This is a genomic window from Streptomyces sp. NPDC048295 (genome assembly GCF_040652135.1).
Taxonomy (GTDB): Bacteria; Actinomycetota; Actinomycetes; order Streptomycetales; family Streptomycetaceae; genus Streptomyces.
Genome location: NZ_JBEZLL010000009.1, coordinates 216,903 through 236,347, shown reverse-complemented (window position 1 = coordinate 236,347; position 19,445 = coordinate 216,903). Strand labels below are relative to the sequence as shown.

The window sequence follows — 19,445 nt, the reverse complement described above, 5'->3', positions numbered from 1 at the left end:
GAGGCGACGGCCGAGGCCGGCAAGCACTCTTTCTCGTCCTCTTGACGATAATCATCAACCCCATTATCGTCCCCATGACGACAATAAAGGGGGGCCCGACATGGCCGACATCACCAGGCGCTTCGGCTGGCGCCATCTGCGCTCCGCGCCCACCGCTCACATCCGCCACCACAAGCGCGGCCGGCTGGCCCACGACGGGCCGGGGCTGAGCTTCTGGTACCGCTCACTGAGTGCCGCACTCTCGGAAGTCCCGGTGAACGACCGGGAGCTGGCGATGGCGTTCCACGCCCGTACGTCCGACTTCCAGGACGTCACCGTGCAGGCCACCGTGACGTACCGGATCAGCGACCCGGCCGAGGCCGCCACCCGGCTGGACTTCTCGGTCGACCCGGACACCGGGGTCTGGCGCGGCGCCCCGCTGGAGCAGATCGCCACCCTGCTGACCGAGACCGCCCAGCAGCACACCCTCGACGTACTGGCCAGGACAGCACTGGCCGAGGCACTGGTCGACGGTGTCGCCTCGGTCCGCGACCGGGTCGCCGCGGGACTCGCCGCCGAACCGCGACTGCCCGCCACCGGTATCGACGTGGTCGCGGTACGGGTGGTGGCCATCCGCCCCGAGGCCGAGGTGGAGCGCGCGCTGCGCACCCCTGCCCGCGAGCAGATCCAGCAGGAGGCCGACCGGGCCACCTATGAGCGCCGCGCCGTGGCGGTGGAGCGGGAACGGGCCATCGCCGAGAACGAGCTCGCCAGCCAGATCGAACTGGCCCGCAGGGAGGAGCAGTTGGTCGAGCAGCGTGGTACCAACACCCGCCGCGAGGCCGAGGAACACGCGGCGGCCGACGGGGTACGCGCCGAGGCCGAGGCGGCACGCAAGGTGCGGCTGGCCCGGGCCGAGGCAGAGGCCGCCCGCGAGGTCGGCGCCGCGCGGGCCGAGTCCCAGGCGGCCTGGCTGCGGGTGCACGGGGAAGTGGACGCCGCGACCCTGCACGCCCTCGCGGCGACCAGGCTCGCCGAGAACCTGCCGCGCATCGACAGCCTCACCCTCTCCCCCGACGTGCTCACCGGCCTGCTCAGCAAGCTCGGCAACACCGGCCCGGAGACCCGGGCATGAGCCTCGCCCCGCGCGCGGTCCTGGTCCACCGCACCACCGAGTACGAGGAGTTGCTGGCACGGCACGGCACACACGGACAGGCCGCCTTCTTCCTCTCCAGCCGCGGCCGGGCCATCGACGAGGTGGCCCGGCGCCACCGGCGGACCCAGCAGGCCCTCGCCGATGTCGCGGCCGCCGTTCCGCTCCAGTGGCGGCAGTCACGGGTGGAGCGCGCGGATCTCGACCGTTTCCTGTTCGGGCCGGAGGACGTGGTGGTCGTCGTCGGACAGGACGGACTGGTCGCCAACGCCGCCAAGTACCTCTCCGGCCAGCCCGTCGTGGGCATCGACACCGAGCCCGGACGCAATCCGGGTGTGCTCGTCCGCCACCGGCCCCGCGACGCGGCCGCCCTGCTGAGGGCGGCCGCGTCCCCCGGTGGCGCGGCGGACGAGCTCACCATGGTCGAGGCGGTGGCCGACGACACCCAGCACCTCCTCGCCCTGAACGAGATCTACCTCGGCCCGCCCGGCCATCAGACCGCCCGCTACCGGCTCGGCCCGGACGCACCCGACGCCGCCACCGAGCCGCAGGCCTCCTCCGGCGTCCTCGTCGGAACCGGCACCGGCGCCACCGGCTGGCTCCGCTCGCTGTGGCAGGAGCGCCGCAGCGAACTGCGCCTCCCGGCACCCACCGACCCGCGCCTCCTCTGGTTCGTCCGCGAGGCCTGGCCCTCCCCGGCCACCGGCACCTCGCTGGTCGCCGGCGAGCTGGGGCGCGGGCAGGGGCTGAGGCTCACCGTCGAGTCCGACCGGGTGGTGGTCTTCGGCGACGGGATGGAGACGGACGCACTGGAACTGACCTGGGGCCAGACGGTACGGCTGGGCATCTCGGCCACGTCGCTGCGGCTGGCCCTCTGACGTCCGGCCGGTCCGCGCGCAGGACGGCGGCGCGGCGGTCCGTAGGCTGCCCCGTACCACCGGAGTGCCGGGCCCCGCGCCCGCGGCACGCCCCCACCTGCGAGCAGCACAGGGAGCACCATGAAGACCACGCCCGCGGACACCTCTTCCCGCAACACCCGCCCGCCGCAGGCGCAGGCGGCGCTCGGCGTGGGTGTGGTCGTGCAGGACGGACAGGGACGGGTCCTCCTCGGCAGGCACCACGGCGGGACCTGGGAGCTGCCGGGCGGCAAGGTCGACCCGAACCACGAGTCCATCGCCGACGCGGCCGTCCGTGAACTCCGGGAGGAGACGGGGCTGGAGGCCGACGCGAAGGACGTACGCGTCTTCGCCATGCTCCACGACGTGATCGGGGGGATCAACCGGGTGTCGATGGGCGCCGCGGTGACCCTGCGATCGGGGAGCCCACGGGTGACCGAACCTCACCTGATCAGCACCTGGCAGTGGACCGGGCTCGATGCGCTCCCGGAGCCGTTGTTCGGCCCCTCCGCGCAGGTGCTCGCGGCCTGGCGTCCCGATCTCCCGATCGAGCACCCGCCCGCGCACCGGCTGACCATCACGGACCCCGCGGGCCCTGTGGACGGCGCATAACCTTGCCCTATTAATCATTTGCCTAGTGCTCATAGGCAGAGCTAGCGTCCCGCGCATGAAGGCCGTGACCGAGCAGGACATCCGCGCATCGTTCATCAACTGCTCCAAAGGAGAGGCGAAACGCCTGCCGCTGCCCCGTGACCTCGACGAGCAGCCCTGGGACGATCTGGACTTCCTGGGGTGGCGGGACCTCTCCGCCCCTGGACGCAGCTACATCGTCACCGAACGCGGCGACGGACTGATCGGCGTGACGCTCCGCTTCCCCTCCCGGCAGCGCGGCTTCCTCCACCGCAGCATGTGCTCGCTGTGTCTCACCACGCACCCGGGGAACGGCGTCTCGCTGATGACCGCCCGGAAGACCGGTGCCGCGGGGCGCGAGGGCAATTCGGTCGGTCTGTACATCTGTACCGACCTCGCCTGCTCGCTGTACGTCCGCGGCAAGAGGACCGCGGCGCCCGGCAGCCGTTTCAAGGAGAGCCTGACACTGGAGGAGCAGGTGGAGCGGACCAGGGTCAATCTCGACGCGTTCCTGGCCAAGCTCCTCGGCTGAGCGGGCAGCCGACGCGGAACCGGTCTCAGGCCGGGGCTTCGGCGGTGAAGGTGACGGGCAGCCGCTCGGGGCCGCGCAGCGCCCCCGGGCGCCACCGCAGCTCCCCGGGCGGCACGGCCAGGGCGAGGTGGTGGAGGCGGCGCAGCGCGGTACCGATCGCGATCTGCCCCTCCAGCCGGGCCAGCGGCGCCCCGAGGCAGTAGTGCATGCCGTGCCCGAACGCGAGGTGGGCATTGTCCCGCCGGGAGATGTCCAGCCGGTCGGGGTCGGGGAAGTGGTCCGGGTCGCGGTCGGCGATGGCGGACGCGACCAGCACGGTCGCGCCGCGCGGGATGTCCACGCCCGCGATGGTGACGTCCTCGCGCGCGAACCGGGCGATGCCGGGGTTGACCGGTCCGTCGTAGCGCAGGAACTCCTCGATCGCGCCCGGCAGCAGCGCCGGGTCGTCCCGCAGCGTCCGGAGCTGGTCGGGGTGGGCGAGCAGCGCCGCGATGCCGCTGCCGATCAGGTTGACCGTGGTGACGTACCCGGCCACCAGCAGGAGGAAGGCCATGGCGATCAGCTCGTCCTCGTCCAGGCTCCGCTCCTCGTCCCGGGCGGTCACCAGCGCGCTGAGCAGATCGTCTCCGGGGCGGTCCCGCTTGGCCGCGACGAGCCCGGTCAGGTACCCGCGCATGTTCCGCCACGCCTCGTCCGTCCGGGCCCGGTCCGGTGGCGCGGCCCCCTGCAGGACCAGGTCGTCGGTCCAGCGCTGGAAATCGTGCCGGTCGGTGACGGGCACGCCGAGCAGTTCGCCGATCACGGTGACCGGGAGCGGCAGCGCGTAGCTTTCGACGAGGTCGGCGCGGCCGTCCGGCCCGATCGCGTCGAGCAGCCGGTCGGCGATCTCCTGGACGCGGGGCCGCAGCCCGGCCACCCTGTGCGCGGTGAACGCCTTGGACACCAGCCGGCGCAGCCGGGTGTGATCGGGGGGATCGGTGCGGAGCATGTTGCGCAGTGCGGACTGGCGGTCCGTGGCGGGCAGCCGCTCGATGAGCCGGGGGTCCGACGCATCGCGGACGTCGCTGCTCAGCCGAGGGTCGGAGAGAGCGGCGAGGCCGTCCTCGTACCGTGTGACCAGCCATGCGTCCAGGCCGCCGGCGATGACGGCGCGCCGCACCGGGCCGTCCTCGCGCAGTTGCCGGTAGACCGGGAAGGGGTCCGCCACGAAGGCCGGATCGGCATAGGGAAGAAGGACCGGCTGCTGGCTCATCATGCCTCCCGGAGGCCACCGCGCCTCTCCGCGCGGTTCTGTGCGCCCTGAACCATTCGTGCACTGCTGCGTTCCAGCGTAATGGCCCCGGGGCGGCCCGCGCCCTCAGGATGCAGGTCCGCCGTTCCCGTGGCACCCGGTCCCCAGCGGCACCCATCGCCCCTTCGCCTCCCGTGCGACGGGCTCGTCCGTGGCACGCCGGAACCCGGTCGACCGCGCCACGGCGGCACTCGGGGCGTCGTCGGCCCCGATCCGGAGCACCACCCGCCGCGCGCCGAAATACTGAACGGCGCACTCGGCGTCCACCGTGACCGCGCCGGACGCCAGTCCCCGGCGCCGGTACCGGGCCCGATGCCGCAGGCGAGCTCGATGTCCTTGTCGTCCAGTTCGTCCTGGCAGATCAGCACCCCGCCCTGCGGCCGGCCGCCGTCGGTCGTGACGGCCAGTCGCACCGAAGGCCGGCGGTGACCCGGGGCCGACGTCCTGGTAGGCGCCGTCGGCCAGGACGAGTACGCCCCGCCGCTCACAGATCCGGATGTTGCGGTTGTGCGCGGATCACGGTCGGTCCGGGGATCCGGACCGGCACCGCGGCGAGATCCGCAGCGCTGCGCCGGCAACGTCCGACAGCCGCTCAACTACCCACAGCACGAAATCTTTGCGGACTCGCCACAGCAGGTCCGCCCCGGTTGCCGCGACTTGCACAACAGGCCCACACAGCAGAAGCCGCGGTCGGCCGGCAGCAGCGTCCCTGGCCGCAGAGACACCAGGACTGCCCGGGCCGGAGTCCGCTCTCCGGTGCGCAGGGCTCCGGTTGCGGCGCCGAAGACGGCATGGGTGCCGCATTCCACCAGGCCGACCGTGCGCAACTGCGGTCGGCCGAAGTTCTGTTCACCCCGACCGAAGCGATGCGGACGGCCGAACGCCTCCACATCCGCCTTCGTGTCAGGCAGGTAGAACGTGGCGCCGCCGATCGCGGCCAGCCTCCGGTCGCGGCAGAAGGCACCCCGAGTGTCCGGTGCGGCGGCTGGACGGCACATCCGCGCAAACAACTGCCGCACAGGCGCCGCACCGCTCCGCTCCACCCGGCTCATCTCCTCCAGCACCCCGTCCACGAGCGGCCGGGAAGACGCCTGTGCCAACACCTCGGCCCGGTCCGGCAGTCGCTCACCAGATGGCTTCAGCCGATCCGCTCTTGGCACACCGACAACAACGACCGGATTGCCCTCGACTTGCGGGTATTGGCCCAAGCCCGCGTGGGTGTATCCGGTGACCGGCAGGGCGACCTGTGCGCAGTCGTCGGTCTGAGGATTCGCCGCAAGGCGACCCGGCAGTCGTTCGAGTGGGCCCAGTGGCGCGATTCATTCCCCTGAATTAAAGCCGGCCATGCCTTCACGTCCGGGGTTGTGTGCGTGGAGAGGTTGTCCAGGACGACATGGATCTCCTTCCCCGCATACGGTTTCACCGCCTTCTTCGAGAACGCCAGGAAATCCGCGCCGTTCCGGCTCGGCTTGCACTCGCCGAGGACTTCACCGGTCGTGACGTTCAACGCGGCGAGCAGGTTCGTGGTGCCGTGCCGCACGTAGTCGTGAGTCAGGTTCTCCTCACGCCAGACGCGGGCAACGTAGTGCCAGGACACCGAAACGCCCTCGCGCCGCTTCAAGTAGCCTGCCAGCGTTCGCGTCGACCAGTGCGAGAGCCCGGAATCCGCTGGCGGGGACATCCTCGTCAAGGCGATCACCCGGGCCCGCGTCCGGGCGGGACCTGGGTTCGCGGCCCGCCCCGGCGTTTGTCCTCCAGCGCGGCAATACCTTGCTCGGCATAACGGGACTTGCAGCGGTCCACCATCAGCGGCGCCACATCGGCGCGCGCGGCGATGCCCTTTCGGCGTCGCCCTTCGGCCGAAGGGAATACACCTGGGTCCTGTCTCCTTGATGAGGAAGGAGCCCAGCTGAGACGAAAAGCATGGCGGCCCAAGGGGCGTGATCGCCTACTGTCGCCATGGAGGTAAACACATGTCCTGGCCGTCTGTGATCATCCTTGTCCCCGCAGAACAGCGTCCGACGCTTGAAGGTCGGATCCGTGCCTTTGAGCAGCTCGCGCCGGATCCTGCGACAGGTGACGAAAGGCTGTACCGGTACGGGTACTCGTACTCCCTCGATCTCTCCGGCGGGATCCTGGCGGACTACGAGCCGGACGAGCTCGACCAAGTGACAACCTTCATCGGCGAACCGTACGCGGTTTACGTGTCGTGCCAGTCCATGGACGCGGCCCGGACATTCCTCCGCGACGTTCTCCCTGGTGTCGATGGTCTCGTAGACACCAACCATTTCGAGATCTTGCCGGCGAGCGGGTTCCTCGCACTGATGGAGCGGCACCCCGAGTGGGACTGGCGCCGTCAACCGAGCACAGACCTCCCGTAGACCGGCTCACGTCGGCCTCCTATCACCTGCGGGACCAGATCAGGATGGCAGCAAGGTGCAACGCCGCCTCATACGCGATGGCGAGCTTGTCCGTCCGTATGGCGAGGCCACGCCACTGCTTGAGCCGGGCGATGCACCGCTCGACCGTATTGCGCTCCTTGTATTTCTCGGCGTCGAAGCCTGGTGGGCGGACTCCAGCACGACCTCGCCGCAGGCGGTGGCCAATCTGGTCGGCGGGCTGAGGGATGACTGCCTGAATGCCGCGACGACGGAGGTGCCTGTGGATCGCGCGGGACGAGGAGGCCCGACCCGCAAGGACGATCGTGGGGCGGGTTCTCGGTCTGCCGAGTCCGCACCGTGGAATGCGGATTCTGGCCATGACCTCTTCGAAGGCTGGCGCGTCACCGGCCTGCCCTGCGGTGACGCGGATGGCTAGAGGTCGTGCCCGGCTGTCGCTGGCCAAGTGGACCTTCGTGTTCAACCGCCTCCGGGAGCGCCCGAGTGCGTGATCCTCGGGCTCGGACGGGCCAGGCGCCCCCTTTTCCCTGGCGCCGGCCGAATGTTGGTGTGCCCGGCGGACGGTGGAATCGACCGAGACGATCCAGCCGACCTCGTCCTCGATATCCGCCGCTGCAAGGAGAACCGCGAGGATGCCGTCCCCATGTACCGTCCACCGCCAATCCGATCAGGCGTTTGCGCGCGGTCTGAAAGGGCCCGAGCTCTTCAGGCAGGTCGCGCCATGGCGAGCAGGTGCGGTACTTCCACGCGATGGCCTCCAGGGTCCGCCGATGGTCGGCCCACCGTCGTCCACGGACCGGATCGTCCGGCATCAGCGGCTCGATCCGGTCCCACATCGCATCAGTGATCACTAACCGGACAGACACAACTGATCGACTGACCTGCGGATCAAGGAGACACGCTCCAGATCAAATGCCCTCTAAGCAGCAACCTCCCACCGCGAGGACGCTGCCCGGGACAGGAACTTCCAGAGCCCCGGCCGACCACAGGCCGTGAGAACCTGGCGCCATGAAAGCGAATCGCGGCCCCCTGGGCGATGAGCGGCGCGACCGCGGCCCCGAGCTGCCGCCTACCCGCGGCGTCCTGATCACCGGCAGCCTGGTGCGCATGTCGGGCGCGGCCGCCGCGGGCTGCGGGGCGCTGTTCGGTCTGCTCCCCGTCCTCGCACTCATCGGCAGATTCGGCTTCCCCGACGACCCACCGGACTTCGTGCCGGTGTTCGGCGGCCCCCTCATCGCTGCGAGCCTCGGTATCGCCGTCTTCCTGATCGTGCTCGGCTACTCCCTGCCCTTCCAGCAACTGGCGCTCGCGGACATGTACGCAGCGGCCGAGGACTCCCCCTCCCTGGGGAACGCGGTCGAGGTTCGTGGCCCCGTCAGCCGCACGCCGCTCTTCCCGGCGGTCGTAACCAGCATCGTCATCGGTTCCCTTCTCCTTGCAACGGCCGGCGTCTTGCTCGCCGCGTCCGCCTGGCCGACGATCGCGATGACTCTGCTCGTCCTGGGCGTGCTCTGTGTCCCGGCCGTACTCGCTCTGATCGCCGCCGACCGACGGTGGCGCCGCACGGCGGGCGAGCGCCTTCCCGCACAGGCCCTGGGCGAACAGGGCCACGCGCGGCTCCTCCTCGGCGACGCGGACACGAAACTGCGGCAGCAGGTCAAGGCCCGAGACCGCGCCGAGGCCACCGACCTCGACCGCGCGAGCATCCCTGTGCTCGCGACCCTCGTCATCGCCATGCTCGCCATGATGAGCCCCTCGCTCTCGCCCACGACTCCCATCTGGAAACAGGTGCAGCTGGCCGGCGCCGGACTCGGCGTCCTGTGCCTGCTCCTCGTCCCCTGCATCGCGGTGCTCCGGGTCCGGCGACTGCGACGCACCCTCGTGCGGGTACGCCGTGGCGGAGCGGATGTGACCGCCATCGACCGCGCGCACGCGATCACCGTGACGGCGACTCAGGCGTCCGAGGTGCACGCGGCGACGACGGTCTGGGCGCTGCTGGGCGCAGGAGCGCTCGGCGCCCTGATCCCCCGGACCACTGATATCGCGCCTGTACTGATCGTCGCGGGCATCTGGGCGCTCGGCTTCACCGCGCTCGTCGCGCTGTCGATGCGCTCGGACGCGGCCGCCCCGAAGCTCCGGGAGGAATTCGGCTACCGGCTCCCGACCCAGACCTCCGGAAACGACAACACCTGGCACTGAGATTCAGGTCCGGTAGTTCGCCGGGAGCACGACTCCGGAACAGCTGTGAGGATGGCGCTGTGCCACTCCGGTCCCGTCGAGGCGCGTCGGCCCCGGGTGACGAGGCCGCCCGCCGCGGTGGCGCCGTGGTGCTGTCGGTCGACGAGAAGACGCAGGTGCAGGCCTTGGACCGGACCCAGCCAGTGCTGCCGGTGGCTTTCGCAGCCACCGAGAAGCGCACCCACGACTACATGCGGCACGGCACCACGAACCTGTTCGCCGCACTGAACGTCACGACCGGTGAAGTCCTCGGCGAGTGCAAGCCGAGCCGGAACGGCGGTAGACAGGACCGCTGCTGGCGTTGGGTCCGGTGAGTGGGCCGAGGCCGGGCCCGTGGACGCGCATTCGCACCGTCTTACCCGTGACATCGTCCGTCCACTTCCACTTGATGCCGTGCTCGACGCCACCCGGGATCGGCTTCCAAGGTTCCTGAACGGCGCCCTTCGGAATGATGCTCAGCGGGTCCGCATCTCCACTGAGGCCCCAGCCTCCGCCCTGGATCCGGGGCGGACACGGAGCGAGCCCGAGCGGATCGCTCCACGTGTGTGGGTTGTGGACGTACATGACCGGGTTGTCTGCCGGCGTCAGGCCCAAGGGATCCGGCGTGAGGTAGCGAGCCGACTCCGGGTCGTAGTAGCGGAAGAAGTTGTAGTGGAGTTCCGATTCACGGTCGAAGTACTGCCCCGGAAAGCGGAGCGGGGTGTACGGCATGGCGTGGAGGGTCCGGGTGGTGGTTACCTGGACGGTCGTATGCGTACCGCCAGACCGTGCCGTCCGGCGTCGCCACCGACGTCACGGCACGGCGACGGAGGGCCAGTGACTGTGCGCCGAGCAGTTCCTGAAGAAACGGGGCCGCCTCCTCGCAGGTGACGCGTGGGGGCCAGCAGCCCCAGCTCGTCTCGAACGGGGTACTCAGCTTGACTCCCGTCCCCACCGATCCCGGCGATACCCCTCATCCCACCACCTGAGAACGCATCAGCCCTGCCTCCTGGGCCCCACCGAGACGACTGCACGGTGAATCGGGCTTTCTCCGCGCATGGATGTGCCCCGGCCGCCAGGGGTGGGGCGGCCGGGGCTGTTCCGCTCGGGCAACGGCGCGTTCGAACCGAGCGGAGTCCGGAGGATGTCAGCTCGGGGCAGGGCCTCTTCGTCCGAGCATGCGGGGCGTGGCCCTGCCGTGCATGGCCGGGCTGACGGTCGACGTATGCCTGAGGTCAGTCACTTGGCGAGCTTGCCGTCCGCCCGCACGGTGAACCAAGTGCCGTTCACGCCCTGCCCGTTGGTATCGCCGGGCTGCTCGTCACCGGTGTACCAGTAGAGCGGCCAGCAGTCGATGGTGAGCTGCTCGGTGCCGTCGGGGCGGGTGTACTTGATGAGGAGCTTGGGGGCGATGCCCTTGATGTTTTTCTTGTCGACGAGCTTGGCCGGCTTCCACTGCTTGAGGCAGTCGCCCTGACAGTTCGACTTCATCGGCCAGGCCGTGTCCTTGGTGAAGCGGTAGAGCGTGCGGCCCTTGCCGTCGCGGACGATCTCGCCGAGTTCCTTGTCCTCGACCGTCGACAGCGCGGGAAGTGCCTTCGGGGCGCTCGCCGTCTGCTTCGCCTTCGACCCGTCGGGGGCGGCCGCGAACCACGTGCCGCCGACACCCTGGCCGCGGGTCTGCCGGGGCTGCGTGTCCTGCACGTAGCGGTAGAGCGGCCGGCCGGCAAGCGTGAGCTGCCTGGTGCCGTCGGGGCGTTCGACCGAGCCCAGCAGCGACGGGTCGAGGCCGCGGCCCGCCTTCGCACTGTCGGCGAGCACCGGAGGCCAGGTGGTGGCGCAGTCGCCCGCGCAGTTGGACGCGGGGGGCGAGGCCGTGTCCTTGTCGAAGCGGTACAGGGTGAAGCCCGCTCCGTCCGTCACGACCGAGCCCAGATTCGCGCTCTTCCACACGCTCAGGCGGCCCGCTTCCTTGGGCTGCACCCCGCTGTCCTTCGAGGCGGAAAGCTTGGGGGAGCCGGCGGTTGTTGCCGCCGTGCCCTGGGAGCTGCCGCACGCAGCTGTGGTCAGGACCGCAGCAAGGGTGATCGCGACCGGGACGTAGGCGAATTTACGCATGGGGATCCCTCTTTCGGAACTCTCGACGAATGCGTGAAATGAATTGCTGAGCTGATTGCTCAGGTGGTTGTGCGGCCTTTTCGGCGCCTTTTGGTTTGCTCGATGCGCGCCTGAAAGGCCCGCCCCGGCAGCCGGGGAGGAGGTCGGCCGACTGCCGGAGCGGAGTTTCTGGACCAGAAATCCGTCCTGGCCGGTCACCGTGCACACGGCTTCGGCTGCAGAACGGTTCAATGCCGGGGATTTCTTTCCTCGGGTCGCCTCTATCGGCGTGCGCCCGCGCGTCGCCACCACGCGCCCGGCCGTACGCACGCAGCCACACGCCCTGTCGTACGGGGTGCGTCACACACGCCCCGTGCCCGCCCCCGCCAACGTCTGTGTCGGGACGACCACTTGGATGCCGAGCACGCCCAGGTCCACGCTTCCGTCGCTCTCCGCGTACCACCGCCAGTGCGCGCCGGGGATGTCGCCGACGGTGAGGACTGTCCATCCGCCGCCCTCCGGTGAGGAGAGGTCCGCGAGGGCCCGTGCCTCCTCCGCCGTCGGCGCGTCCTGGAGGACGACGAAGCCCGTGACCTCGCCGGTACGGGCCGCGCCGCGTACCAGGCCGATACCCAGCTCCTCTGCCGAGTTGAGAATCTCGTCCGGCGCCTTGCCCTGCACATCGGCGACCGAGCGGACCCGGACCAGGCCGTTGAGGCCGGGCAGGGCGCTTGCGCTCGGGTCCACCGACACCACCACCGTGCTCTGCCGGGGCAGTTCGAGGAGACCGCGGACCAGGGCCGCCACCGTGTCCTGCGCGACGACGAGGTCACCGCTGATGCTGAGCGCACCGTTGATCTGCCCGAGGTCCACCATGACCTGCGCGCCCCGCTCGCTCACCCCGATCCGGGCGAGGTGCGGCAGCGCGAGCGTCACGTCGGCCGCCGGATCGCCCTCGATGACGGAGGGCAGTCCGGTGCGCTCCCAGCGGTTGGGTTCGAGCGCGGTCCACGGCACGGGCGCCGTGCGCGCTCCCGACACCGACGCGAGCAGCTTCGTGGGTTCGGCGAGGACGCTGTAGACCCGCACCGGACGCTCCGCCTCCGCCGCGTCGGTGGGGATCAGCTCGCGCAGGGCCTGCCGCACCATCACCGGCGTACGGGTGTCCGCCGCGAGCCGCCGCGCGAGCGCGCCCCTCCGACGTCGCCGCAGCGCGAGGGCCAGGCGGCGCGGCAGCCGCGGCCGCAGCACCCGGGCAGCACGTGCGATCCCGGAGCCGGTGGCACGCAGGGCCCGGCCGATCGGACGCCGCGCGACGATCACCACGGTGAGTACGGCGGCGCCGGCGACACCCCCGATCAGCCACGGCGACCCGAGTCGGTCGCCGAGCCCGGCAAACTGTCCCGAGCCCCGGCCGGCCGCGGCACGGGGCGCGGGGGAGGCGCTCCGTGCGGGAGGCTTCGCCGCGTCGGCGTTCTCCTCGGGCAGGACACCGAACTCCACGCCGGGCCCGTCCGCGTCCTCCGGCAGGATCAGCGGGAAGCCCGGGACCAGCTGGTCGGGGCTCACGAAGGCCGAACCGTCCGGGAGCTGGCGCCCGCTGTTGAGGACCAGGATCTCCTCGAACCGGTCGCCGTCGCCGAGGGTGCGCTGCGCGATCGCGAACAGCGTCTCCTGCTCGCCGCCGTTCTCCTGCGTGGACTTGACCACGTAGTACTTCGTCACATCGTCGGCCCGGAGCGCCCGGGAAGGCTGCATCCGCACGGCCGTCAGTGCCGGTGCGGAGTCCAGAGCCCGTACAGAATCCGGAGCCCGTACGGATCCCAGCGCCTGCGCCGGTGCGGGCAGCGCCAGCCAGGTGACGGCCGCCAGACCGCACACCGCCGTCACCCGTGCCGTCGTGCGCCACGGCGCCGGCCGCCACGCTTCGTTCGTTGTCCTCGGGGCGTCGCGCATCTTTCTCGTCCTCCTCCGTACGGGGCCTGGTGACGCGCACTGCAGATGCGTCGGCCGTCACACGCGTGGATCCCCGGAGCGGTTCAACAAGCTGAACCGAAACGTCGACCGCCCCGTTAGGAGGTGCCGAACGAGCGTGCAGCCGAGAGGAGTTGGACATGGCGCGTCGGCACACCACGGGCTGGGAGGTGCTCGGGTTCGGGGAGGACCCGACCCCCGGGAACCCGGAGGCGATCAGAACACTGGCCAGGACCTATCAGGAGCTGGGCGACGGGGCGGGCGAGGCGGTCGATCTGCTGCGCGCCGACGGGGCGCTGCGCCGGGGCAAGGGCCAGGCGATGGACGCCCTGAAGACGCGGATCACCAAGGACCTGCCGGGGCTCCTGGAGAAGACCCGGGACTCCTTCCGTACCGCCGCGGGCGCCTACGACGAGTACGCGAACACCCTCACCGACGCCCAGGACCTGCTGGACCGGGCCATCGACCAGGGCGAGGAGGTCGCCGGCACCGCGAGGACGGAGGTCCCGGAGCTCGCGGCGGACGCCACTCCGGAACAGGCCGAGACCCACCAGACGCAGCAGGGCGAGGTGAACGCCGCGAAGGAGGCGCTGTCCGCCGCCGAGGAGCTCGGCCGCGCGGCGCAGCGGATGCGCGAGGACGGGTCCAACAAGGCCACGGTCATCCTCGACGAAGCCGCCGAACAGGCCATCCCCGCACGGGACTGGGTCAAGCAGTTCGGTGACTTCCTCGCGGACAACCCGCTGGTGGAGATCATCGCCGGGGTCATCATCGGCATCGTCGCCGTGTTCTTCCCGATCGTGGGTCTCATCCTGGGCGCGATCCTGTTCGCCGTCTCGGTGATCCGGATGGTGTCGCAGGGCAAGATCGACGCCGGTGAGATCATCATCGGCCTGCTCACCCTCGTGCCCGGTGGTGTGCTGCTCGGCGGGCTCGGGAAGATCGTCGGGGCGGCGGGCAAGCTGGCGAAGTTCGCGCCGTTCCTGGCCAAGGTGGGGAAGGGTGTCGGGACGGCGTCCGGGGCCGTCTCGGCTGCTCTGAAGAACTCGACGTTCGTCCGCAAGATCATCGACCCGCTGTCCAAGGGGCTCGTGGGCCTCAAGACGTCCCCCGGTCTGGCCCTCGGCGCCAAGTTCGCGATCGATGTGACCACCGAGTTCTCCCTCGGATTCCTGGCGAGCGGGATCACGGCGGCGGTCGACGGGAAGAAGTTCGACGCGGCCTCGGCCGCCACCGGCGCCGCGCTCGGCGCCGCCACGGCCGGTGCCCTCACCCTGTTCGGCGGGACGAAGTTCGCCACCAGCATCAAGGACGCCTTCACCACCAAGGGCAAGTTCAAGAGCAACATCGACAAGGCGTTCTCCGTGAACAGTCTCGGTGTCGTCGACGGCAAGTTCAAACCCAGCAACGTCCTGTTCAACGACACCAAGGGCGCGCAGAAGACCGGCTTCCACGGCATCAACGGCACGACCAAGTCGGACCCCAGCACGGGCGAGGTCAAGACGAAGGTCACGACCCCGGACGGTGCGAAGACCGAGACGAAGATCACCCCGCCCGGTCCCAAGGCCGACCAGGTCCAGGCCCCCGACGACCTGCCCTTCGGAGTCCCGGCCCCCGAGACGTCGACGACCACCACGACGCCGGACGGGTTCACCTCGACGACCTCGAACGGCACGAACACCATCAAGAGCCCGGACGGGGACGTCATCACCTCGAACGGCACCACGACGACGATCGACACCCCGATCCAGGGCCCGACCACGAAGGAGACGGTCCTCGACGGGCTCGGCGGCGAGTTCGCGCCCGCGCACTCCGAGAAGCCCGCGCTCTCCACGGAGCTGGGCCCGAACGGCGGTTTCACGACCTCGGGACCGTTCGGCGAGGTCAACAAGGGACCCGACGGCACCACGACGTTCAGCTCGCCCGGCGGCGACGGCGGTGGTCCCACGCCGGAGTTCACCGTGAACAACAACACGGTCGCCACCCCGAACGGCCTCTCCGTGACCGACACCGGCGGCTCCACGACGGTGGGCGGCGGCGGGCTCAGCGCGGACAACACGAACGGTGTCAACTCGGTGTTCAACGGCCCCCCGGCGGGCCAGCCGGTGGTGACCCACAACCCCGCCGACGGCAACGTCGACATCAACTTCGGCAACACCACGCTCAACGGCAACGCGGGGAATCCCGGCGGCGGATTCGCCCTGCCGGACGGCACACAGGCCAACGTCGGCAACCACGGCAACGTGAGCGTCGTCAACGGCGACGGCGGCGGCCAGAACGTCAACCTGCCCCCGGCAGGCGCGGGCGGCCCGGTCACCTTCACCGACACCAACGTCAGCACCAGCATCCCGCCGGGCGGCGGCGCCACCATCACCACGCCGGGCGGCGCCGCCACCACGCTCGACAACACGGGGTTCACGGTGAACACCGGCGGCCCCACCCCCGACACGGTGCAGTTCAACGGTCCGGCCAACTCGCTCGACGTGACCCCGCCCGGCGGTCAGCCGCAGGTCTCGGTCAGCCCGGACGGCGGTGTCACCACCGGCAACATCACGACCGACGGCGGTGGCGGCGGTACGGCCACCGGCGGCGGGGGGAACGTGGCGTTCTCGCCCGCCGACATCAAGTTCGGCACGCCCGACGGCGGAACGATCGCCGTCAACCCGCAGGGACAGTTCGACCTGAACCCCTCCGGCACCCAGCCGCCGATCACGGTCAACCCGAACGGGGACATCTCCGTGGGCCCGAACGGCGTGGCCCCGGTCACCTTCAACGGCCCCGACGGCACCGCCGTCACCACCAAGCCGGGCGGCGGCCTCGACGTGACGCCGCCCGGCGGCCAGCCACAGGTCTCGGCGGGACCGGACGGCGGCGTCACCGTCAACGGGATCACCACGGACGGCAAGGGCGGCGGCACGGCCACGGGCCCCGGTGGCAAGGTCGACTTCTCGCCGCTCGACGTCAAGTTCAGCTCTCCGGACGGCACCACGTTCACCATCAACCCGAACGGCAAGTTCCATGTCGACGGGATCAGCCACGGCGCGGACGGCGTCACCATCGGCGGCTCGACCACGGTCAACCAGGACGGCTCGGCGAGCATCGCCCACGGCGGCCAGGAGATCAACGTCGGTGCCGGCGGCACCATCACGGCCAAGGACGCGCAGGGCAATACGGTCGCGCCGGCCGTTCCGCAGCCGACCCCCGGAAATCCGGTGAACGCGGGCAACACCACCATCTCCGTGGACAACAGCGGCGGCCACTCGGTCACCGTCCACGGTCCGAACGGCGCCACGGTGACCGTCGGCAACAACGGCACCACGACCGTCAACAACGGTCCGATCCAGGCGAGTCACGGCCCGAACGGCATCAGCGGCAGCGTGGGCACCGCCAACCCGGTCCAGGTCAGCCAGGGTCCCAACGGTGTGACGACCGTCAGTCAGAACGGTACGTCGGTGAGTACGGGTGGCAACGGCCCGACCACGGTCGCACCGCAGGGCGGGCCCGCCTCCGTCACCGTCAAACCGCCCTCGGGCGGCAACCCCGCCCAGGTCACCACCGCCGACGGCAGCACCACCAGCGTGCACGGCGACGGCACCGTCACCAAGTCGGCGCCCGGCGGAACCGGCACCCAGACGGTCAACACGGGCGGCCCGGACAACACCACGATCACGCTCGACAACAACGGCACCACGACCGTCAGCCATGGTCCGATCCAGGCGAGTCACGGCCCGAACGGCACCGGCGGCAGCGTGGGAACCGTCAACCCGGTCCAGGTCAATCAGGGTCCGAACGGTGTCACGACCGTCAGTCAGAACGGTACGTCGGTGAGTACGGGTGGCAACGGCCCGACCACGGTCGGACCGCAGGGCGGGCCCGCCTCGGTCACCGTCAACCCGGCCGACGGAGGCAACCCGACGCAGGTCACCACATCCGGCGGCAGCAGCACCACCCTGACGGGGAACGGCGCCCAGACGGACGTCAACGGCAACAACACGGCGAACAGCACGATCAACAACGACGGCACCATCAGCAACAACGCCCCGGCAGGCCCCAACAGCACCGTCGTCACCGGGGCGAACGGCACCACCGCCGCCGACAACAACGGCAACTTCAGCGTGGACAACACCGGCACCGTCACCGACGGCCCGGTCACCATCACCGCCAACACCGACGCCAACAACAACCCCGTGGCCACCTTCACCGACACCTCGGCCGGCGGTGCGCAGGCCGATGTCGGCACCAACGGCGTCAACACCCAGGGCGTCGACACCACGGTCAAGCCGGGCGGCGATGTCACCGTCACCCACAACCAGGCACCAGGCGGGCCGCCCACGACCGTCAACTCGGGCGCCGACGGCACGATCACCGCACAGACCCCCGACGGGGCCCAGGCGAAGGTGCCGCCGCCGCCCCAGAACATCGCGGGCGGCGGACCGGTGCCCGCACCGGCCCCGAGCACGATCACGAACAACAACGGCGCCACCATCTCGTCGGACGGACAGACCACCACATTCACCAGCGACGGGTTCACGACCACCATCGGCAACGACGGCACCGGCCCGGCCACCACAACCGTCCACCACGACTCCGGCGTCAGCCACACCATCGACAACAACGGCCAAGCCACGGTCGACAACTCGCCGAGCGGCGCCGGCATCACCGGCACCAACACCCAGGTGACGGTGAACACCCCGCAGCAGGAGGGCTGGGGCCTGTTCGGCTCACCGGAGATGACCGGCGGCCAGAACACCCTGTCCAACGGCCCGGACGGACCCACGATCACCACACACGGCGCCGACCCGGTCCACGAGCCCGGCAGCACCGTCGTGCACGGCCCGAACCCGGGCGGACCCGACGGCGAGTTCTCCGTCACGTACGGGCCGGCCACCGGCACCTTCGCCCCCGGCGGCGTCACCGGCCTCGGCCCCTCCGGCACCCACGTCGACCCGGTCACCAACCTTCCGATCGACACGGCGGGCAACCCCATCGGCAACAACCCCGGCAACACCACCATCAGCACCGTCACCGGCGACGGCAACAGCGGCATCACCGTGCCCACGCCCGGCGGCGGCCCCGTCGTCCAGCACGACGGCTTCTACGGCGGCAACACCAGCGTCGACACCAACAACACCAGCATCGGCAAGAGCCCCGGCGACGTGGAGAACGCCGGTACGCCGGGCCAGAAGTCCGACATCCTGGACGGCCCGCACAACCCCTACGACCGCGGCCCCGCGCCGGGCCCCGAGACCTTCACGGTCGGCGGCAACGGCGGCGGCCCCACCGCGGACATCCCGGTCGGCGGCAAGGGCGCCTCCACCGTCCACGGCGGCCCGTTCGACGTGAAGGCCAACGGTGACGGCAGCTTCGACGTGTCCGTGCCCGGCAGCAACCAGCCCGGCGACACGGTCACCGTCGGACCGGACGGCAGCCTCACCGGGCCCGGTGTGGCTCAGGCGCAACCCGGAGCAGGACAGGAGGGGCCCGCCGGGCCCCCGCAGGCCACCTTCAGCAACAACACCACCTTCACCGGCGGACAGGGCGCGGCGCCCGTCGTCACCCCCGACGGCGGCGGGGCCACCACCACCTTCGCCAACGGCGGCGCCACCACCACCGACCAGGCGGGCAACGTCACCATCACGCAGAACCCGGACGGCACCACCACGTTCAGCAACAACGCGGGCGGCGAGAACACCACCTTCACCGTCACCAAGGACGGCGTGGAAGGCACCGTCACCACGACCGACAACAACGGCAACCCGGCCACGTTCGACGTCAAGGTCAACAACAACGGCTCCGCGCAGGTGAAGGACGCCAACGGCAAGACCCTCACCGAGGTCGACGCCAACGGCTCCTTCAACGAGCAGCACACCCCGATCCACGACTACCACGCCTACGCGGGCGGCCCCACCTCCGTCACCGAACTCCACGAATACGGCTACGAGGCCCTCACCAGCATCCTCAAGGGCGCCGTCGGCCAGGCCGTCAACTTCGGCTACGAGGTGGGCGCCAAGGGCGCCGACGCGCAGACCACCTTGGAGAACGCAGGCATCAAACTCGGCTACGGCGTGGGCAATTCGCTGGCCGGCAAGAAGGTCGAGAACGACCACGGATTCAAGACCAAGGGCCCCGAGGTGCCGCTCTCCTCGCTCCCCACGAAGACCATCGGCGCCGTCAACTCCAACCAGGACACCGAATTGGCGAATCCGCCGGAGGAAGTCCCCATCAAAGTCTGAACCGAATGACCGCACCCGTCGTGTGTAGGGCGCGGGTCCACGAA

The 19,445-nt window shown here is 70.5% G+C and carries 15 protein-coding genes and 2 pseudogenes; 8 read left to right on the top strand and 9 right to left on the bottom strand.

Annotation, left to right across the window (positions count from 1 at the left end):
- Positions 1 to 100: 100 nt before the first annotated feature.
- The 4 genes from AB0D53_RS16460 to AB0D53_RS16445 all read left to right on the top strand — a co-directional run bounded on the left by AB0D53_RS16460 (position 101) and on the right by AB0D53_RS16445 (position 3,190).
- Positions 101 to 1,114 carry an SPFH domain-containing protein gene (locus AB0D53_RS16460; protein WP_329819038.1) on the top strand — a complete coding sequence of 338 codons (1,014 nt, stop codon included), beginning with the start codon at positions 101 to 103 and terminating at the stop codon, positions 1,112 to 1,114.
- The gene (locus AB0D53_RS16455; protein WP_362446218.1) at positions 1,111 to 2,010 is read left to right on the top strand and encodes a hypothetical protein; all 900 of its coding nucleotides are present in this window, start codon (positions 1,111 to 1,113) and stop codon (positions 2,008 to 2,010) included. The genes AB0D53_RS16460 and AB0D53_RS16455 overlap by 4 nt, the downstream gene beginning before the upstream one ends.
- A 120-nt stretch (positions 2,011 to 2,130) precedes the next feature.
- Complete coding sequence (locus AB0D53_RS16450; protein WP_362446215.1) at positions 2,131 to 2,640, top strand: NUDIX domain-containing protein; 510 nt, start codon at positions 2,131 to 2,133, stop codon at positions 2,638 to 2,640.
- A 55-nt stretch (positions 2,641 to 2,695) separates the two neighbouring features.
- Positions 2,696 to 3,190: an FBP domain-containing protein gene (locus AB0D53_RS16445; protein ID WP_362446212.1), complete on the top strand. Its 495-nt coding sequence runs from the start codon at positions 2,696 to 2,698 to the stop codon at positions 3,188 to 3,190.
- 25 nt (positions 3,191 to 3,215) lie between these two features.
- On the opposite strand, the gene AB0D53_RS16440 is transcribed toward AB0D53_RS16445, so the two are convergent.
- The 4 genes from AB0D53_RS16440 to AB0D53_RS16425 form a co-directional block, all read right to left on the bottom strand.
- Complete coding sequence (locus AB0D53_RS16440; protein WP_362446209.1) at positions 3,216 to 4,442, bottom strand: cytochrome P450; 1,227 nt, start codon at positions 4,440 to 4,442, stop codon at positions 3,216 to 3,218.
- 635 nt (positions 4,443 to 5,077) lie between these two features.
- Positions 5,078 to 5,545 (bottom strand): hypothetical protein, encoded by a 468-nt coding sequence (locus AB0D53_RS16435; RefSeq protein ID WP_362446206.1) that lies wholly within the window; start codon positions 5,543 to 5,545, stop codon positions 5,078 to 5,080.
- Between the two features lie 74 nt (positions 5,546 to 5,619).
- Positions 5,620 to 6,102: a transposase gene (locus AB0D53_RS16430; RefSeq protein WP_362446203.1), complete on the bottom strand. Its 483-nt coding sequence runs from the start codon at positions 6,100 to 6,102 to the stop codon at positions 5,620 to 5,622.
- A gap of 74 nt (positions 6,103 to 6,176) precedes the next feature.
- Positions 6,177 to 6,287 carry a hypothetical protein gene (locus AB0D53_RS16425; RefSeq protein WP_362446200.1) on the bottom strand — a complete coding sequence of 37 codons (111 nt, stop codon included), beginning with the start codon at positions 6,285 to 6,287 and terminating at the stop codon, positions 6,177 to 6,179.
- A 167-nt stretch (positions 6,288 to 6,454) separates the two neighbouring features.
- On the opposite strand from AB0D53_RS16425, the gene AB0D53_RS16420 reads away from it, so the two are divergent.
- The gene (locus AB0D53_RS16420) at positions 6,455 to 6,862 is read left to right on the top strand and encodes a hypothetical protein (RefSeq protein ID WP_362446197.1); all 408 of its coding nucleotides are present in this window, start codon (positions 6,455 to 6,457) and stop codon (positions 6,860 to 6,862) included.
- A 22-nt stretch (positions 6,863 to 6,884) separates the two neighbouring features.
- On the opposite strand, the gene AB0D53_RS16415 is transcribed toward AB0D53_RS16420, so the two are convergent.
- Positions 6,885 to 7,746 (bottom strand): IS5 family transposase gene (locus tag AB0D53_RS16415; protein WP_362446195.1). Its coding sequence is split into 2 segments (ribosomal slippage): positions 6,885 to 7,514 and positions 7,516 to 7,746, totalling 861 coding nucleotides; the frame shifts between segments, so codons are not numbered across the junction.
- 142 nt (positions 7,747 to 7,888) lie between these two features.
- On the opposite strand from AB0D53_RS16415, the gene AB0D53_RS16410 reads away from it, so the two are divergent.
- Complete coding sequence (locus AB0D53_RS16410; RefSeq protein ID WP_362446192.1) at positions 7,889 to 9,079, top strand: hypothetical protein; 1,191 nt, start codon at positions 7,889 to 7,891, stop codon at positions 9,077 to 9,079.
- A 122-nt stretch (positions 9,080 to 9,201) separates the two neighbouring features.
- A pseudogene (locus tag AB0D53_RS16405) lies at positions 9,202 to 9,378 on the top strand (IS630 family transposase); the annotation flags it as partial.
- Here the strand turns inward: AB0D53_RS16405 and AB0D53_RS16400 are convergent.
- The 4 genes and pseudogenes from AB0D53_RS16400 to AB0D53_RS16385 form a co-directional block, all read right to left on the bottom strand.
- The gene (locus tag AB0D53_RS16400) at positions 9,350 to 9,532 is read right to left on the bottom strand and encodes a polymorphic toxin type 30 domain-containing protein (RefSeq protein WP_362446439.1); all 183 of its coding nucleotides are present in this window, start codon (positions 9,530 to 9,532) and stop codon (positions 9,350 to 9,352) included. The pseudogene AB0D53_RS16405 and the gene AB0D53_RS16400 sit on opposite strands and share 29 nt — an antisense overlap.
- Positions 9,533 to 9,628: 96 nt before the next feature.
- Positions 9,629 to 9,823: pseudogene (locus tag AB0D53_RS16395) on the bottom strand (RHS repeat-associated core domain-containing protein); the annotation flags it as partial.
- Positions 9,824 to 10,336: 513 nt separating this feature from the next.
- The gene (locus tag AB0D53_RS16390) at positions 10,337 to 11,215 is read right to left on the bottom strand and encodes an SCO0930 family lipoprotein (protein WP_362446189.1); all 879 of its coding nucleotides are present in this window, start codon (positions 11,213 to 11,215) and stop codon (positions 10,337 to 10,339) included.
- A 339-nt stretch (positions 11,216 to 11,554) separates the two neighbouring features.
- Positions 11,555 to 13,150: a hypothetical protein gene (locus AB0D53_RS16385; RefSeq protein ID WP_362446186.1), complete on the bottom strand. Its 1,596-nt coding sequence runs from the start codon at positions 13,148 to 13,150 to the stop codon at positions 11,555 to 11,557.
- A 158-nt stretch (positions 13,151 to 13,308) separates the two neighbouring features.
- On the opposite strand from AB0D53_RS16385, the gene AB0D53_RS16380 reads away from it, so the two are divergent.
- A complete protein-coding gene (locus AB0D53_RS16380; protein WP_362446183.1) occupies positions 13,309 to 19,401 on the top strand; it encodes a hypothetical protein in 6,093 nt (2,030 codons plus the stop codon).
- The last annotated feature ends 44 nt before the right edge of the window (positions 19,402 to 19,445 follow it).

Bases quoted from the DNA above. Each gene is read 5' to 3' on its own strand.
- AB0D53_RS16390 (WP_362446189.1), bottom strand. From the start codon at position 11,215: ATGCGTAAATTCGCCTACGTCCCGGTCGCGATCACCCTTGCTGCGGTC.
- AB0D53_RS16450 (WP_362446215.1), top strand. From the start codon at position 2,131: ATGAAGACCACGCCCGCGGACACCTCTTCCCGCAACACCCGCCCGCCG.
- AB0D53_RS16420 (WP_362446197.1), top strand. From the start codon at position 6,455: ATGTCCTGGCCGTCTGTGATCATCCTTGTCCCCGCAGAACAGCGTCCG.
- AB0D53_RS16460 (WP_329819038.1), top strand. From the start codon at position 101: ATGGCCGACATCACCAGGCGCTTCGGCTGGCGCCATCTGCGCTCCGCG.
- AB0D53_RS16455 (WP_362446218.1), top strand. From the start codon at position 1,111: ATGAGCCTCGCCCCGCGCGCGGTCCTGGTCCACCGCACCACCGAGTAC.
- AB0D53_RS16380 (WP_362446183.1), top strand. From the start codon at position 13,309: ATGGCGCGTCGGCACACCACGGGCTGGGAGGTGCTCGGGTTCGGGGAG.
- AB0D53_RS16410 (WP_362446192.1), top strand. From the start codon at position 7,889: ATGAAAGCGAATCGCGGCCCCCTGGGCGATGAGCGGCGCGACCGCGGC.
- AB0D53_RS16425 (WP_362446200.1), bottom strand. From the start codon at position 6,287: ATGGTGGACCGCTGCAAGTCCCGTTATGCCGAGCAAGGTATTGCCGCG.
- AB0D53_RS16385 (WP_362446186.1), bottom strand. From the start codon at position 13,150: ATGCGCGACGCCCCGAGGACAACGAACGAAGCGTGGCGGCCGGCGCCG.
- AB0D53_RS16445 (WP_362446212.1), top strand. From the start codon at position 2,696: ATGAAGGCCGTGACCGAGCAGGACATCCGCGCATCGTTCATCAACTGC.
- AB0D53_RS16440 (WP_362446209.1), bottom strand. From the start codon at position 4,442: ATGAGCCAGCAGCCGGTCCTTCTTCCCTATGCCGATCCGGCCTTCGTG.